This window comes from Streptomyces flaveolus, assembly GCF_014648815.1.
GTDB lineage: Bacteria > Actinomycetota > Actinomycetes > Streptomycetales > Streptomycetaceae > Streptomyces > Streptomyces flaveolus.
This window is the reverse complement of the sequence record NZ_BMRV01000006.1, coordinates 236,414-251,277: the sequence shown is the minus strand read 5'-3', so window position 1 is coordinate 251,277 and position 14,864 is coordinate 236,414. Positions and strand designations below refer to the sequence as shown.

Here is a 14,864-nt window from a genome sequence, read left to right as displayed (position 1 = left end):
GGGGAACTGCGCGACAAGCCACAGCGCTCCCGCACCCCGAAGGCACCACCTGCGGGAGCGCTACGGCACCCGTACCCACTGCGCCTTGGAGGGCGTCCCCTGACCGTCGGTGGCGAACAGCATGTACCACCCCGACTGCACCAGATTCCTGCCCTCCGGCACCGTCACCGTCAGCTTGTCCCCGTCCGCCGTGAAATCCAGCGCGACGGACCGCTGGTCGACGTCGGTGACATGCGTCGAGGCGCTGGGCCGGATCAGCCGCACCTTCTTGACCGTCGACGCCGCCCGCGAGGTGAACGTCCCCGACTCGCCGCGCGCGATGGTCTGCGGGCCGCCCGACAGGTCGGGCCGCGAGTCCCGGTACAGATACGGCGGCGTGTAGATCTCGATGCGCTGCTCGAACTTGCCCGGCTTGGTGTTGGCCTTGTCGGCGTACAGCGAGTCGGAGCCGAAGAACATCAGGCGCCCGTCGGGCAGCAGGATCGAACCGGAGTGGTAGTTCCGGCCCACCAGCGGGTCGGCCACCTTCTCGAACGTGTTGGTGTCCGGGTGGTAGAGCCGCGCCTGGTGGATGTTGGAGTCGCCGCGGCCCCGGTAGTCCTCCGAGCCGCCGGAGACCAGCACGGTGTCGTCGGGCAGGATCGAGGCCTGCGGGTAGCGCGTGCCCTTCTCCAGCGACGGCCCGTCCACGAACTTCGGGTCGTCGGCCTTCAGATCGACGATCCGCGTCTTCTCGCTGGCCAGCTTGGACTCGCCGACCCCGCCACCGCCGATCACCATGTACTTCTCGTCCTGCGCCGGCGGCAGCAGCACGGTGCCCGAGGTCTCCAGCATGTCCGGGTCGCTCAGGCCGGGGACCTTGGTGAACTTGTTGGTCTCCACGTCCCAGATGCCCGGGTCGCGCCCGACGTCGTCGGGGCCGTACCCGGCGTTGGAACCCGAGTAGAAGACCTTGCCGTTCTGCATCAGGAACAGCGCCGGGTACGTCGGGAACTGGCGGACCTTGTCGAGGTAGGTCCACTTCTTGGTCTCCGGGTCGTAGACCTCGTTCTTGCCCGGGACCAGCTGGCCGATGTCGTCCAGGCCGGAGACGCTGAGGATCTTGCCGTCGCTCAGCGTGGTGAGCGTCGGGTACCAGCGGGCCTCGTGCATCGGGTCGACCTTGATGTACTTCTCGGCGACCGGGTCGAACTCGAAGGCGTCCCGGATGCCCTGGAAGTCCTTCTTGTCGAGGGCGAGCTTCTGCGCGATGCCGTAGGTGTTGCGCGCGTCGGCACCCGACAGGCCCTGGATGCGGTAGTTGTCCTCGGTGCCCGTCTCGTACTCGGCGCCGCTCTGCTGCGCCTCGACGTAGATCCGGCCGAGGCCCGGGTCGTTGCGCACGAACGCGCCGGTCGCCGGGTCGAAGACCTTCTTCGCGCGCGGCACCAGCACCGGGTCCTTGGAGACGAACGTCTTGCCGTTCTCCTTGCCGGTGAACTTGGTGCCCGCGGGCAGCGTGATCGGCTTGTCCGGGTTCTCGTTGTGGACGATCATCAGGCCGCCGGCCTTGGTGACGTCACCCTTGAGCTTCTCGTACCGCTTGGTGCCGCCCGCGATCAGCAGATTGCCGTTGGCGAGCTGGGTGTGGCCGGTGCAGAACAGGTCGGCGGGCGTCGGCACCTTCTTGATGGTCCCCTTGACCGGGTCCCAGATCCGGGTGTCGAACTTCTTGTCGTCGAAGTTGTCCTGGTTGTTGCCCGACCCCGCGACGAGCAGCACCTTGCCGGTGCGCAGCAGCGCCGCGTGAATGGTGTTCTGCCGGTACTTCTCGGGAAACTCGATGATCTCCCACTTGCCGTTGGCGGCTTTGTACTCCGGCTTGTTGATCTTGTACTGGTGGTATTTCTCGGTTCCGAAGCGGTAGAGCCACGGCCCGTTCATCCCGGCCAGCGCTACTACCACCGCCGTGCCTATCGCGAAGCGACGGGCGCGGCGGCGGCCGGCACGGTCTTTCATTCCTTACGTCCCCCAAGTCCACCAAGGGCGATCTGCATGGTCTGGTCGCTGCCCCCGTCGGGGGAGGCGGCCCAGCTGGGCTTCTGCTGCGGCGTGTGCGCGCCGTGGGCACCGTGAGCGCCGTAGGGCGCGTCCTGCGCCGGCTGCGGCTGGTACGGCACCGCGGGCGCCGCGTCCTCGGGCCGGGTGTGCGGCTCCGCGGGAGCCGCCGCGGCGGGCTTCTTCCTCGCCTCCCGCAGGGAGTGCCGCCAAGCGAAGATCGGCGAGGCGGTGATCAGCAGCGCGAACGTCGCCCAGATGATCATGGCGGGGTGGGCGTGGCCGAGGACGAGGCCGGCGGTGATCGAGCCGCCGAAGACGACGATGAAGTACCAGTGGTACCGGAAGGTCCCGAACAGGGTGTCCGGGCTCGCCGAGTCGCCCTTGGGCGTGACCACGAACTTGCTCTTGCGCCGCAGCACGGAGTCGATGAGCGCCTTCGCGTACAGCGGCGCCGACAGCGCGGACATCACCATGCCGGCCACACCGCCGGAGCCCTCCGGCTCGTGCGGCGAGACGTTGTGCCGGCGGTTCCAGACGTACAGGCCGATCTGGAGCGCGGAGGCGTTGCCGTAGAGCATCAGCCAGACCGCGGGGTCGATGTTCACACCCGAGGCGCCCAGGCCCAGGAACAGGCAGCAGCTCAGCGCCGCCAGGATCCAGTTCATGGCCGACATCGGGTAGAAGATGATCATCATCGTGTAGTTGAAGAGCTTGCTCGGCGGCAGCGAGTACCAGCCCTTCCAGTACTGCTTGAGGATCGTCTCGTACGTCCCTCGCGACCAGCGCATCTGCTGGGTGAAGAAGTCCGTCCAGGCGTTCGGGCCCTCGCCGACGGCCAGCACGTCCGGGGTGTAGACCGAGCGCCACTTGCGGCCCGTGGCCGGGTTCTTGTGGCGGTGGATCTCGAAGCCGGTCGCCATGTCCTCGGTGATCGAGTCGTACAGACCGCCGATCTGCTTCAGTGCCCTGATGCGCACCGCGTTGGAGGTGCCCACGAACATCGGCGCGCCGTAGCGGTTGCCCGCGCGCTGGATCAGCGCGTGGAAGAGGAACTGCTGGGACTCGGCGGCCTTGGTGATCGGGTTGTCGTAGTTGCCGTAGACCTGCGGGCCGATGACGAAGCCGACGTCCGGGTCGCGGAAGAAGCCGAGCATCCGCTCCAGGTAGTTCGGCAGCGGCACGTGGTCGGTGTCGACGGAGGCGAAGAAGTCGTAGTCGTCGCCGTGCGCCTCGAGCCAGGCGTTGTAGTTGCCGTGCTTGGTCTTGGCGCGGTGCGGGCCCTTGGGCATGTTCCACTTCGCGACGCCCTTGCGGGAGAAGTGGTGCACGCCGAGGCGCTCGCAGACCGCCTTCACCTCGGGGTCGTCGCCCTCGTCGAGGAGCCAGACGTGCATCAGACCGCGGTGGCGGATCTTGACGGCCGCCTCCAGGGTCTTCGTCACCATCTCCAGCGGTTCCTTGCCGGGCACGAAGGAGGTGAGGAAGGCGACCCGGGTGCCGGTCTCGGGCACCACCGGTATCGGGTCGCGGGCGACCAGCGTGGCGTGCGCGTTCGACAGCACGTTGAGGCAGCGGAAGAGCTCGATCAGGCCGATCGAGACGAGCATGACGATGTCGAGGGCGGGCAGCCAGTCGAAGGCCGGGTAGTCGCGCTCCGTCCAGTGCTCTGGCTGGAGCAGCCAGACCAGCAGCACCACCGACAGCAGCGGGGCCGCGGCCAGCATCAGGGCGACCCGGATGCGGTGCGGTTCCTGGGAGAGGAGCGAGCGGTACTGCACCTTGTACGGCTTGTGCGGGTCGGGCTGGGTGAGGGGGCCCGCGAGCCGGCTGTAGTGCTCGTAGTCGTATCTGGGCAGCGCCTTCTTTATCCGGCGGAACGAGCCGGTGTTCCAGGTCCGATGCGCAGGCACCCTGAGCTGGGTGGTCTGAGACGGGTCGTGGTCCTGCCCGGCGCCCGTCGGCGTCGACGTCATGAGTCATCCCCCCACACGCGGGTCAACGCGTGTTTCGTCGCTTCCTTCGTCCGCCGGGTCCCCCTCGACCGTCACGGACGTCACAGTGGTGGGTTGCTGTCACCACGGCATCCACACCTTATAGACATGGAACAGCAGCCCCCGGTTGCATGATGCCCCCCTCGGCATCCGGCCCCCCAACCGGACCAGGGTTCTACGGCGTTCGTCATGATCGCAAGGGGCCCAGGCCCCGGGTACGCCGAAGGCCCTCCGTGTGCTACGGAGGGCCTTCGACCGTCTGTGCGCCGCCAGGGACTCGAACCCCGGACCCGCTGATTAAGAGTCAGCTGCTCTAACCAACTGAGCTAGCGGCGCCTGCTGACCTGGAAAACTCTACCCGACGCCGACGGGTGCTCCGGACCACGTCCGGGGCGGGCGTCCCCCGTGTGCACCACCCGGGTACATCATTCGGACCGTCAACATGCGCACAAACAGGACAGTTGGGAAACTGATCACCGTGCGCCGGTGCGCACACCGTCGCGGACTTTTTCACTGCAGTGTGAGGGGAATCGCATGGAGACTCCGGTATTCGAGGAAGTCGATCCCGTGAGCGACTGCGACTGCCCCGGTTGCCGGCACTGGCGCAGCGTCCTGCCGCATTCCCCGGCCGGCCGGGCCCCCGCCCATCCGGCCGCCCACCGCGTCCTCGTGGTGGCCGCCGCCACCGCGACCGCCGTCCTCGGCGCGGGCCAGGCGGCGGCCCCGGCCGCCGCCCACGCACTCCACCGGCCCGGCGATCCCGGTGATCCGGCAGGTGAGGAGCCTGACACCCCGCAGGGCCCCAGGGCCCCGCTGCACGGTCCGACGGGCCGCCCGGCGGGTCCCGCGGCCGGTACGCTGCTGCCCGCGATCACCCGTACCGACATCATCGACCGGGCCAAGACCTGGGTCACCGCGAAGGTGCCCTACAGCATGACCGCCTACTGGTCCGACGGTTACCGGCAGGACTGCTCGGGCTACGTGTCGATGGCCTGGAACCTGCCCACGAACGAATGGACCGGGAGTCTCGGCGCCTTCGCGGACCGGATCACCAAGGAAGAACTCCAGCCCGGCGACATCCTGCTGTTCCACAACGCGTCCGACCCGCAGGCGGGCTCCCACGTGGTGATCTTCGGCGGCTGGACGGACGACAAGCACACCTCCTACACGGCCTACGAGCAGACCCCGCCGCACACCCGGAAGATGGCCACGCCCTACGCCTACTGGACCAACTCCGCCAAGTACCTCCCCTACCGCTACAAGGGAGTGACCAGCGGCACGACGCCGGCGGCGGGCGCCGTCGCCGCGCCCGCCTCGCACGGGGTGCCCGGCTATCCGGGCCGGGCGATGTTCCGGCCGGGCGCGGACAACCCGTACGTCACCCAGCTCGGCGGGCAGCTTGTGAAGAAAGGATTCGGCAGGCACTACACGAGCGGGCCGGGGCCGCGCTGGAGCGAGGCGGACCGGCGCAACGTCGAGGCCTTCCAGCGCGCCCAGGGCTGGCGCGGCGGCGCCGCGGACGGCTACCCGGGCCCGGAGACCTGGCGGCGGCTCTTCTCGTGACCGCTCCCTCGGGGGCACCGTTCGTGATCACCCGTTCATGACGCGTCTGGCGCGGAGGCTGGAGCACGCATGAGTACGACCTCTTCGACGACACCCTCGACGACCCCGGAGCCGGTCCCCGCATCGGTTCCGGCCTCGATTCCGCCGTCGCCCTCGGCCCCGGCCCCGGCCCCGGCCGCCGGGCTCGGTGGGCTCGGTGGGTCAGGGGAGGGCGCGGCCCGGCCCGCGCGGCTCATCCACAACGAGGCGACCACCGAGATCCCCGTCCACCTGCTGTTCCGGGACGACCCCGCCCCGGCGCCGGTGTCGCTGCGGCCGGCGGTCGTCGAGCGCCGGCAGGGCACGGGGGAGCAGCCGCGGATGCGGCGCCCCACCGCGGCGCGGCCCCGGCCGGTGGCCTCGGTCGACCCGGAGCTGGCGGAGCGTCCGGCCCGGGTGCTGCCCGGCGCGGCGGGCGTGGCCGCGGGGGCCTGCGGCGTGGCGGGCTGTGCGGTCACCTCCTGGTGGGCCGGGATCGTGCCGCCGCTCGCCGTCGAGGCGCTGGGGCTGCCGGCGCAGGCGGGTGCCGGGCTCGGGCCCGCGCAGTGGGCGGCGTACCTGGCGGCCGGGGCGCTGGGGCTGTTCGGCTTCGGGGGGCTGGCCCGGGGCCGGACCGGACAGGCCTGGGTGCTCGGTCTGTTCGGCCGGTACCGGGGGACCGTCCGGCGCACGGGCCTGATGTGGGTGAACCCGCTGTTCCTGCGCCGCCGGGTCGACGTGCGGCTGCGGCACTGGCGCAGCGAGCCGATGCCCGCCGCCGACTCGAACGGGGTCGCGCTCAGGACGGTGACGCTGGTGGTGTGGCGGGTGCGGGACACCGTGCGGGCCACGCTGGGCGTCGAGGACCACGAGACGTATTTGCGCGAGTGCGTCGAGGCGGCGCTGGCCCGGGTCCCGGTGGAGCCGGCGGGCACGGTGCGCGGTGCGGCGGACGTGGCGGGCGAGACGCTGACCCGGCTGGTGGCGGCGGACGCGGCGCCGGTCGGCCTGGAGGTGTTCTCGGTGCGGCCGGTCCGGGTGGAGTACGCCCCGGAGGTGGCAGCCGCGATGCACCGGCGCCGGATCGCCGCACTGGACGCGGCGCAGCGGGCGAGCGTGCTCACCTCGGTCGTGGACTCGGTGGAGGACACGGTGACCCGGCTGACCATGCGCGGACTGGTGGAGCTCGACGACTACGAGCGCAAGGTGCTGGTGAAGGACCTGACGGTGGCGTTCTGCGCGGGGCGGGGCGAGCCGGGGGCGTGAACGGTGGCCGGGACGGGCCCGGCCCGGGTTCTTCGATTGGTATGGACATGTTCAACTGTCAGCAATAACCTGTGACTTGGTCTAGACCAGAAAAGCTCGCTGCACTTCCCCCACGTCACAGGAGAAGCAGTATGCGCACAAGGACCAAGCTGTCCGCCGCGGCGCTGGGCATCGCGACCACCGGAGCCCTCGTGCTCTCGTCCGGCGGCGCCAGCGGCCACGGCTACACCGACCTCCCCGTCAGCCGGCAGAAGGTGTGCCAGAACGGCACCGTCACCGGGTGCGGCTCCATCCAGTGGGAGCCGCAGAGCGTCGAGGGCCCCAAGGGCTTCCCGGCCGCCGGACCGGCCGACGGGAAGATCTGCTCGGCGGGGCACGGCACCTTCGCCTCGCTCGACGCCCCCAGGCAGCCCAACGGCCAGGCGTGGCCGACCACCAAGGTGAACGGCGGGCAGAGCTACACCTTCCGCTGGCAGTTCACCGCCCGGCACGCCACGACCGACTTCAAGTACTACGTCACCAAGCCGGGCTGGAACCAGGACCACAGCCTGTCCCGGTCCGACCTCAACCTCACGCCGTTCTTCACGGTGCCCTACGGCGGCAAGCAGCCGCCGGCCACGCTCTCCCACAGCGGCACGCTGCCCTCCGGGCTGAGCGGGCACCACGTGATCCTGTCGGTGTGGACGATCGCCGACACGGGCAACGCGTTCTACGCCTGCTCGGACGTGACCTTCTGAACGAAGGAGGGCCCCTCGCGTGTGCGAGGGGCCCTCTTCTGTGCGCCGCCAGGGACTCGAACCCCGGACCCGCTGATTAAGAGTCAGCTGCTCTAACCAACTGAGCTAGCGGCGCATGACTCCCGCCTTCCGCTTCCCGCGGTCGGCGACGACGAAAATACTACCTGGTCCGGCAGGGTGCTCACGACCACCGCCCGCACGGGGCGCACCGGCCCCTAGATCGCCATCGACAGCAGGACCGGCGCCGCGCTCCGGTTCAGGGCGTCCGCGGCCTGCCGCAGCCGGTGCGCGTGCTCGACGGGGAGGGACAGGGCCAGGCAGCCCGCGGCGGAGCCCGCCGTCAGCGGGACGGCCGCGCAGACCGTGCCCACCGCGTACTCCTGCAGATCGAGGACGGGCACGGTGGGCGGCTGGGACTCCAGCCGGGACAGCAGCAGCTTGTCGCTGGTGATGGTGCGCGAGGTCAGCCGGGCCATCCTGTGCCGGGCCAGGTGGTCGCGGCGGCCCGCGTGGTCCAGCTGGGTCAGCAGGCTCTTGCCGACCGCGGTGGCGTGCGCCGAGACGCGGAAGTCCACCCACTCGTTCACCCGGGGCGCGGCCGGGCTGTCGGCGTACTGGGTGACGCTGACCTCGCCGTCGACGTACCGGCTGAGGTAGACGGCGGCGCCGACCGAGTCGCGCAGCCGGTCCAGGGTGTGCTGGAGCTTGTCGCGCACGGCCTCCTCGCGGCCGTGTGCCGAGCCCAGGCGGGCCAGGGCCTCGCCCGGGACGTAGACCCCGTCGGTGGTCTGCTCGACGTAGCCCTCGCGGCGCAGCATGCGCAGGAGCGGGGTCAGTCGCTCCCGGCCGAGGCCGGTCTGCCGGGCGAGTTCGGTGTCGGTGATTCCGGTGCTGTGCCGCGCCACCGTCTCCAGGGCGCGCAGAGCGTCCTGGACCGAGTGGTGCGGCGCGGTCGGCTTGTGCTGCAGCGCCACGGTGGTCTCCCCCTGCGCTCGCTTCGTAGGCCCTGATCCGGACAGCGGGTCCCCTTCACGATAGCCGTCAAGGGGCCTGATGCGAGGGGGCGTTGGCCAGATTCCGGCGCCCTCAACTGCGGTGTCGGCACTCTGGCACATGCCAGTGGCGTGCCCCGGCGTCCCGACCTCGGGCGTTGGGGCACGCCCCGCCCTCACAGCACCGCGCTGAGAAATTCCCGGGTCCGGTCGTGCTCCGGCTCGCTGAAGATCTTCTCCGGCGCGCCGGCCTCGATGACCCGTCCCGAGTCGAACATCAGGACCTGGTCCGAGATGTCCCGGGCGAAGTTCATCTCGTGGGTCACGCAGAGCATGGTGATGTCGGTGCTGCGCGCGATGTCCCGCAGCAGGTCGAGGACGCCCGCGACCAGCTCCGGGTCCAGCGCGGACGTCACCTCGTCCAGCAGCAGCACCTTGGGCCGCATCGCCAGCGCCCGGGCGATCGCCACCCGCTGCTGCTGGCCGCCGGAGAGCTGGGCCGGGCGGGCGTCGCACTTGTCGGCCAGGCCCACCATGTCGAGCAGGCCCCTGGCGCGCTCCACCGCCTCGTCCTTGGACATGCCGAGCACGGTGACCGGCGCCTCGGTGATGTTGCGCAGCACGCTCATGTTCGGGAACAGGTTGAACTGCTGGAACACCATCCCGATCTGCTTGCGGACCTCGCGCCGCTCCTTCTCGGTCGCCGGGAAGAGCTTCTGCCCGTCCACGGTGATCGTGCCCTCGTCGGGCTTGAGCAGCGTCATCAGCAGCCGCAGGATCGTCGTCTTGCCCGACCCGGACGGGCCGATCAGGGTGACGTGCTTGCCTGCGTCGACGGAGAAGTCGAGGTGATCGAGGACGGTGTTGTCCCCGAACCGCTTGGTGACCTGCTCCAGGCGGATCAGCTCGCCGGCGCTGCGCTCGGGGCTCTTCTCGGGGTTGGGGAGAGTGTCAGTGGGCAAGGCGTCGCTCCAGGGCTCGCAGGGCAAGGGAGGCCAGGTAGGAGACGATGACGAAAGCCACGCCGATCACCGTCAGGGGCTCGGTGAACTGGAAGTTCTGCTGGGAGAACAGCCGTGCCTCGCCGAGCATCTCCAGCACCGTGATCGCCATCAGCAGCGGCGTGTCCTTCAGCATCGAGATCACGTAGTTGCCGAGGGCGGGCACCACCCGGCGGACGGCCTGCGGCAGGATCACCGCGGTCCACGTCCGGCCCAGCGGCAGGTTCAGCGCCGTCGCGGCCTCCCACTGGCCGACCGGCACCGCCTCGATGCCGGCCCGGTAGACCTGCATCGTGTACGTCGAGTAGTGCAGGCCGATGCCGATCACGCCGGTGGTCAGCGCCGAGGCGGTCACACCCCACTCCGGCAGCACGTAGAACAGGAAGAACAGCTGCACCAGCAGCGGGGTGTTGCGCACGAACTCCGTGACCACCCCGACCGGCCAGGTCACCCAGCGGGACGGCACCCGCATCAGCAGTGCCCACACCAGGCCCAGGGCGAAGGAGATCAGCGAGCCGAGCACCAGGATCTGGAGGGTGACCAGCAGACCGTCCCAGAAGTGCGGCATGAACTCGGAGACCGCGTTCCAGTCCCAGTTCATCGGACACCCCCGATCCCGGCCGGCTCAGGAGCGACGGTCTTCCGCTTCGGGACCGCCTTCCCGACGCCCGCCTTCAGCTTCTTCTCCAGACCGCGCATCACCCGCGTGAGCAGGAACGCGATCACGAAGTAGATCAGCAGGACGTACGTGTAGATCTCCGCGCTCTCCTGGAGCGCCAGGCGCACCAGGTTGCCGCTGAACGCCAGATCGCCCATGCCCATGATCGACACCAGGGCGGTGCCCTTGAGCAGCTCGATCAGCAGGTTGGAGAAGGGCGGGATCATCTCCGGCACCGCCTGCGGCAGCAGGATCAGCCTCATCCGCTGCCAGGGCGTGAAGCTGAGGGCGATGCCGCCCTCCTTCTGCGCCGGATCCACCGCGCCGAGCGCGCCGCGCACGATCTCGGAGCCGTACGCCCCGTAGGTCAGGCCCAGCGCCAGGGTGCCCGCCCACATCGGCACCAGCTGCCAGCCGAAGGCCGGCGGCAGCACGAAGAACACCCAGAAGATCATCACCAGCGCGGAGGTGCCGCGGAACACCTCGGTGTAGAAGCCCGCGAGGAAGCGGACGATCCACAGCCGGTGGGTGCGCGCGACGCCGGCCACGAAGGAGACGGCCGTCGCCAGCAGCGCGCTGAAGAAGAGCAGCTGGACCGTGACCCAGACGCCCTGGAGTACGAGTTCCCACAGTCCGGATGTCATCCGCCGCACAGCTCCTTCGCGGTCAGATCGGTCATCTCGTCCTCGGTGAACCCGAACGGCTCGAGGATGCGGAGCAGTTCACCGCTCTTCTTGAGCTTCTGCAGCTCGACGTTGAAGGCGTCCCGCAGATTGGTCTCGGTCGGCCGGAAGGCGAAGCCGCCGCCGTCGACGTGCGGCTTGCCGCCGACGACCGGCTTGAACGCCTCCGTCACCTCGGTCTTGCGGGACTTCTTCACCACCTCACGGGTGGTCAGCGCCGTGCCCGCGAAGACGTCCACGCGCCCGGCCTCGACGGCGTTGAGGCCGGCCACCTGGTCGGGGACGATCAGAATGTCGCCCTCCTCGTACCCGGCCTCGACCGCGTACTGGATCTCGGCGTACCCGGTGCCGGTCGCGAACCTGGCCTTCTTCTCCACGACGTCCTGGTAGTCGTGCAGGCCCAGGGGGTTGCCCTTGCGCACGATGAAGGAGTCGAGCATCTGGTAGTCGGGGTCGGAGAAGATGACCTGCTCGCAGCGGTCCGGGTTGATGTACATGCCGGCCGCCACGACGTCGAACTGCTGCGACGCCAGCCCCGGGATGAGGGAGCCGAACTCCGTCGGCACCGGCTGCACCCGGTCCACTCCGAGCCGCTTGAAGATGACCTTCGCCAGCTCCGGCGCCTCGCCGGTCAGCTCCCCGTTCTTGTCGATGTACCCGAAGGGGATCTCGCCCGCGATGCCGAGCCGGGCCACGCCCTGGGCCCGCAGCCGGTCGAGCAGGTCGCCGCCCTCCACGTTCGACGCGGTCGCGACCCGTGAGCAGCCGGCGGCCCCCAGCGCGCCGAGCGCCGCGGCCCCCGCGAGCAGCGATCGGCGAGTGGGCCCCGAACTCCCGGGCCTTCGGACGGATATGCCCCATGGAGGGGTTCTGTGTGGTGGAGCCATGGGCGCGCAGCTACCCGAAGCCCCGGAGGTTATGCCGATCTTTTTCGGTCCGGTACGACGGCACGGCACCCTTGACCGCGGCGCCCCGGCCCACTGCCATGGAGGGCATGGCTGATCGCTACATCGAAGTCTCGCTGGTCACACGCGGAATCACGTGCACGGCCCGGCTGCTGGACGAACGGGCCCCGATCACCTGCGCGGCGGTCTGGGACGCGCTCCCCCTGGCCGGCGACGTGTATCACGCCAAATACGCCCGTAACGAGATCTACGCCCTCTTCCCGCCCTTCGCGGCGAACGAGCCACCGCTGGAGAACCCGACCGTCACGCCGATCCCGGGCGACCTGTGCTATTTCGCCTTCGCGGGCGCCGAGTTGGGCACCAAGGCGTACGGCTACGACCGCGAGGTCCGCCCCGGCACCACCCTCGTCGACCTGGCCCTGTTCTACGAGCGCAACAACCTGCTGCTCAACGGCGACGTCGGCTGGGTGCCCGGCACCGTGTGGGGCCAGGTCGTCGAGGGGCTGGACGCGATGGCCGAGGCCTGCAACGACCTGTGGCGGTCGGGAGCGGCGGGCGAGACGCTCAGCTTCCGGCGGGCGTGACCCCGGCCCCGAACCGCGTCGGCACCGCCCCCGCCGCGTACAGCGCGTGCGCGGCCCGCAGCACCAGGTCGTCCCGGTGCCGGGCCGCCACCAGCTGCATCCCGACCGGCAGGCCGTCCCCGTCCGCGCCGACGGGCACGGTCGCCGCCGGCTGCTGGGTCAGGTTGAACGGGTACGTGAACGGCGTCCACCCCGTCCACCGCCGGTGCCCCGAGCCCTTCGGCACCTCGGCGCCCGCCTCGAACGCGGTGACCGGCAGCGTCGGCGTGACCAGCAGGTCGTACGCCTCGTGGAAGCGGCCCATCCGGCGCCCCAGTTCCATCCGGACGTCCACCGCGGCCAGATAGTCAAGCGCCGAGTACCGCGCCCCGGCCGCGACGATCTCCCGCAGCCCCGGGGCGAGCACCTCGCGCTGCGCCGCCCTCAGCCCCTGCGCGACCCGCGCGGCCCCGCTGAACCACAGGGTGTGGAAGGCGTCCACCGGGTCCGCGAAGTCCGGGTCGGTCTCGGTGACGTACGCGCCCAGCTCCGCCAGCCGCTGCACCGCCCGCCGTACCGCCGTCGCCACCGCCGGGCGCACCGCCACCTGCCCGCCGAGCGAGGGCGAGTACGCCACCCGCAGCCCCCGCACCCCGCCCGACAGGGCCTCGGAGCAGGAGCCGGGCGCCGGGCCCAGCGCCGACCAGTCGCGGGCGTCCGGCGTGCCGATCACGTCCAGCATCAGCGCCGCGTCCGCCGCGTCCCGGGTCATCGGGCCGACGTGCGACAGCGTGCCGAAGGCGCTCGCCGGGTACAGCGGGACCCGGCCGTACGTCGGTTTCAGGCCGAAGATCCCGCAGAAGGACGCCGGGATGCGCACGCTGCCGCCGCCGTCCGTGCCCAGCGCCAGCGGCGCCGCCCCGAGGGCCACGGCGGCCGCCGCGCCCCCGCTGGAGCCGCCCGCGGTACGGGACGGGTCGTGCGGGTTGCGGGTGATGCCGCTCAGCGGCGAGTCGGTCACGCCCTTCCAGCCGTACTCGGGCGTCGTCGTCTTGCCGACGAGGACCGCGCCGTGCTCGCGCAGCCGGGCGACGGACGGCGCGTCCTCGTCCCAGGGGCCGTCCGGGGAGACGGCCAGGGAGCCGCGCAGGGTCGGGTGCCCCCGCATCAGCAGGATGTCCTTGACCGTGACCGGCACCCCGTCCAGCCGCCCGACCGGCTCCCCGCGCCGCCAGCGTTCCTCGGCCCGCCGCGCCTGGTCCAGCGCCTCCTCGCCGGTCAACCGGACGAACGCGTTGACCACCGGCTGGATGTGCTCGGCCCGCTCCAGTACCGCCCGCGTCACCTCCACGGGGCTGAACTCGCCCTTGCGGTAACCGTCGACGAGCTGTACGGCGGTCAGCTCGGTGAGGTCGGTCATGCACCCTCCCGCTTTCTGGGAACGCTCGGTGGGACGTCAGTGTCCGGGTACGTATCCGCGCTTCTTGTCGACCACGTTCGGCAGCGGCTCTCCCGCCGCCCATAGCTCGTACAACTCCACGAACTGCGCCCCCAGTTCGTCCCGCCAGCCGACCGTGTCGCCGCTCATGTGCGGCGAGACGATCAGTCCGGGGGCCTGCCACAACGGGCTGTCGGGGCCGAGGGGTTCGTGCTCGAAGACGTCCAGCGCGGCGCCCGCGATCCACCGCTCCGCCAGGGCCTTCGCGAGGTCGGCCTCGACGACCAGCTGTCCGCGCCCGACGTTGACGAAGCGGGCGGAGGGCTGCATCACGCCGAACCGGCGGGCGTCGAACATGCCGCGGGTGGCGTCGGTGAGCGGTGCGGCGGCGACCACCCAGTCGGCGCGGGTCAGCAGCCGGTCCAGGTCCTCCGGGCCGTGCACCCCGGGCCGCGCGGCCCTGCCGACCAGCGCGGTGGTGACGCCGAGGGCCTTCAGCGTCCCGGCGATCGCCCGCCCGATCGGCCCGGAGCCGACCACGCAGGCACGGGTTTTGGCCACCCGCAGCGACTCGCGGTGCCGCCAGGTCCGCTCCCGCTGGAGCTCCAGGGTGCGGGGCAGGTCCTTGGCCATCGCCAGCACCAGGGCGGCGACGTACTCGGCGATCGGCCCGTCGAAGACGCCGCGCGCGTTCGTCACCACCGTGTCGGAGCCGGCCAGCTCGGGGCACATCAGATGGTCGACGCCCGCGCTCGCCGTGTGCACCCAGCGCGGGCGCGGTCCGCCGCCGGGCCAGGCGCGGCGCACGGCGTGCGACCGGAAGTCCCACACGAGCAGCACGTCGGCGTCCGGCAGCCGCTCGGCGAGGGTCGACTCGTCCGCGTGCTCGATCCGGACCCGGCCGGTCAGCCGGCCCAGCCGGGGCGGGGGCTCGGCGTCCAGGACGAGGAGGGTGGGCATGGTCATCGGCGACGTGTCTCCGGGAGGCGGGGGCGGTACGGCGGTCGGG

Annotated in this window: 13 protein-coding genes and 2 tRNA genes; 4 read left to right on the top strand and 11 right to left on the bottom strand. The window is 70.9% G+C overall.

The genetic code is table 11. From position 1 onward, the window contains the following. Nucleotides 1-60 precede the first annotated feature (60 nt). The 3 genes from glxA to IEZ05_RS16850 form a co-directional block, all read right to left on the bottom strand. A complete protein-coding gene (gene glxA, locus IEZ05_RS16860; protein ID WP_189230936.1) occupies nucleotides 61-1,998 on the bottom strand; it encodes a radical copper oxidase GlxA in 1,938 nt (645 codons plus the stop codon). Continuing rightward, nucleotides 1,995-4,013: a glycosyltransferase family 2 protein gene (locus IEZ05_RS16855; protein WP_189230935.1), complete on the bottom strand. Its 2,019-nt coding sequence runs from the start codon at nucleotides 4,011-4,013 to the stop codon at nucleotides 1,995-1,997. Before IEZ05_RS16855 ends, glxA begins: the two co-directional genes overlap by 4 nt. Nucleotides 4,014-4,293: 280 nt before the next feature. Then, a tRNA-Lys gene (locus IEZ05_RS16850) sits at nucleotides 4,294-4,367 on the bottom strand. Between the two features lie 198 nt (nucleotides 4,368-4,565). Between IEZ05_RS16850 and IEZ05_RS16845 the strand changes: the two genes are divergently transcribed. From IEZ05_RS16845 to IEZ05_RS16835, 3 genes are all read left to right on the top strand, one after another. Then, the gene (locus IEZ05_RS16845; protein ID WP_189230934.1) at nucleotides 4,566-5,594 is read left to right on the top strand and encodes a peptidoglycan-binding protein; all 1,029 of its coding nucleotides are present in this window, start codon (nucleotides 4,566-4,568) and stop codon (nucleotides 5,592-5,594) included. A 69-nt stretch (nucleotides 5,595-5,663) separates the two neighbouring features. Next, nucleotides 5,664-6,878, top strand: coding sequence for an SPFH domain-containing protein (locus IEZ05_RS16840; RefSeq protein WP_189230933.1), 1,215 nt, complete (start codon nucleotides 5,664-5,666; stop codon nucleotides 6,876-6,878). A gap of 131 nt (nucleotides 6,879-7,009) precedes the next feature. After that, nucleotides 7,010-7,615 carry a lytic polysaccharide monooxygenase auxiliary activity family 9 protein gene (locus IEZ05_RS16835; RefSeq protein WP_189230932.1) on the top strand — a complete coding sequence of 202 codons (606 nt, stop codon included), beginning with the start codon at nucleotides 7,010-7,012 and terminating at the stop codon, nucleotides 7,613-7,615. Nucleotides 7,616-7,656: 41 nt separating this feature from the next. On the opposite strand, the gene IEZ05_RS16830 is transcribed toward IEZ05_RS16835, so the two are convergent. The 6 genes from IEZ05_RS16830 to ehuB form a co-directional block, all read right to left on the bottom strand. Then, nucleotides 7,657-7,730 (bottom strand) — tRNA-Lys (locus IEZ05_RS16830). Between the two features lie 100 nt (nucleotides 7,731-7,830). After that, on the bottom strand, nucleotides 7,831-8,589 hold the full coding sequence (locus IEZ05_RS16825) for an IclR family transcriptional regulator (RefSeq protein ID WP_189230931.1): 759 nt from the start codon (nucleotides 8,587-8,589) through the stop codon (nucleotides 7,831-7,833). A 194-nt stretch (nucleotides 8,590-8,783) separates the two neighbouring features. After that, nucleotides 8,784-9,569 carry an ectoine/hydroxyectoine ABC transporter ATP-binding protein EhuA gene (ehuA, locus tag IEZ05_RS16820; protein WP_189230930.1) on the bottom strand — a complete coding sequence of 262 codons (786 nt, stop codon included), beginning with the start codon at nucleotides 9,567-9,569 and terminating at the stop codon, nucleotides 8,784-8,786. Next, the gene (ehuD, locus tag IEZ05_RS16815; protein ID WP_189230929.1) at nucleotides 9,559-10,209 is read right to left on the bottom strand and encodes an ectoine/hydroxyectoine ABC transporter permease subunit EhuD; all 651 of its coding nucleotides are present in this window, start codon (nucleotides 10,207-10,209) and stop codon (nucleotides 9,559-9,561) included. Before ehuD ends, ehuA begins: the two co-directional genes overlap by 11 nt. Beyond that, on the bottom strand, nucleotides 10,206-10,910 hold the full coding sequence (gene ehuC, locus IEZ05_RS16810; RefSeq protein ID WP_189230928.1) for an ectoine/hydroxyectoine ABC transporter permease subunit EhuC: 705 nt from the start codon (nucleotides 10,908-10,910) through the stop codon (nucleotides 10,206-10,208). Before ehuC ends, ehuD begins: the two co-directional genes overlap by 4 nt. After that, a complete protein-coding gene (ehuB, locus tag IEZ05_RS16805) occupies nucleotides 10,907-11,836 on the bottom strand; it encodes an ectoine/hydroxyectoine ABC transporter substrate-binding protein EhuB (RefSeq protein WP_189230927.1) in 930 nt (309 codons plus the stop codon). The genes ehuC and ehuB overlap by 4 nt, the downstream gene beginning before the upstream one ends. A 107-nt stretch (nucleotides 11,837-11,943) precedes the next feature. Here ehuB and IEZ05_RS16800 point away from each other — a divergent pair, with 107 nt between their 5' ends. Next, nucleotides 11,944-12,438: a DUF3830 family protein gene (locus IEZ05_RS16800; RefSeq protein WP_189230926.1), complete on the top strand. Its 495-nt coding sequence runs from the start codon at nucleotides 11,944-11,946 to the stop codon at nucleotides 12,436-12,438. Here IEZ05_RS16800 and IEZ05_RS16795 read toward each other — a convergent pair. After that, on the bottom strand, nucleotides 12,419-13,837 hold the full coding sequence (locus IEZ05_RS16795; protein WP_189230925.1) for an amidase: 1,419 nt from the start codon (nucleotides 13,835-13,837) through the stop codon (nucleotides 12,419-12,421). The genes IEZ05_RS16800 and IEZ05_RS16795 overlap by 20 nt on opposite strands. 36 nt (nucleotides 13,838-13,873) lie before the next feature. Next, nucleotides 13,874-14,821, bottom strand: coding sequence for a D-2-hydroxyacid dehydrogenase (locus IEZ05_RS16790; protein WP_189230924.1), 948 nt, complete (start codon nucleotides 14,819-14,821; stop codon nucleotides 13,874-13,876). Between the last annotated feature and the right edge of the window lie 43 nt (nucleotides 14,822-14,864).

Bases quoted from the DNA above. Each gene is read 5' to 3' on its own strand.
- glxA (WP_189230936.1), bottom strand. From the start codon at position 1,998: ATGAAAGACCGTGCCGGCCGCCGCCGCGCCCGTCGCTTCGCGATAGGC.
- IEZ05_RS16855 (WP_189230935.1), bottom strand. From the start codon at position 4,013: ATGACGTCGACGCCGACGGGCGCCGGGCAGGACCACGACCCGTCTCAG.
- IEZ05_RS16845 (WP_189230934.1), top strand. From the start codon at position 4,566: ATGGAGACTCCGGTATTCGAGGAAGTCGATCCCGTGAGCGACTGCGAC.
- IEZ05_RS16840 (WP_189230933.1), top strand. From the start codon at position 5,664: ATGAGTACGACCTCTTCGACGACACCCTCGACGACCCCGGAGCCGGTC.
- IEZ05_RS16835 (WP_189230932.1), top strand. From the start codon at position 7,010: ATGCGCACAAGGACCAAGCTGTCCGCCGCGGCGCTGGGCATCGCGACC.
- ehuD (WP_189230929.1), bottom strand. From the start codon at position 10,209: ATGAACTGGGACTGGAACGCGGTCTCCGAGTTCATGCCGCACTTCTGG.
- ehuC (WP_189230928.1), bottom strand. From the start codon at position 10,910: ATGACATCCGGACTGTGGGAACTCGTACTCCAGGGCGTCTGGGTCACG.
- ehuB (WP_189230927.1), bottom strand. From the start codon at position 11,836: ATGGCTCCACCACACAGAACCCCTCCATGGGGCATATCCGTCCGAAGG.
- IEZ05_RS16800 (WP_189230926.1), top strand. From the start codon at position 11,944: ATGGCTGATCGCTACATCGAAGTCTCGCTGGTCACACGCGGAATCACG.
- IEZ05_RS16795 (WP_189230925.1), bottom strand. From the start codon at position 13,837: ATGACCGACCTCACCGAGCTGACCGCCGTACAGCTCGTCGACGGTTAC.
- IEZ05_RS16790 (WP_189230924.1), bottom strand. From the start codon at position 14,821: ATGACCATGCCCACCCTCCTCGTCCTGGACGCCGAGCCCCCGCCCCGG.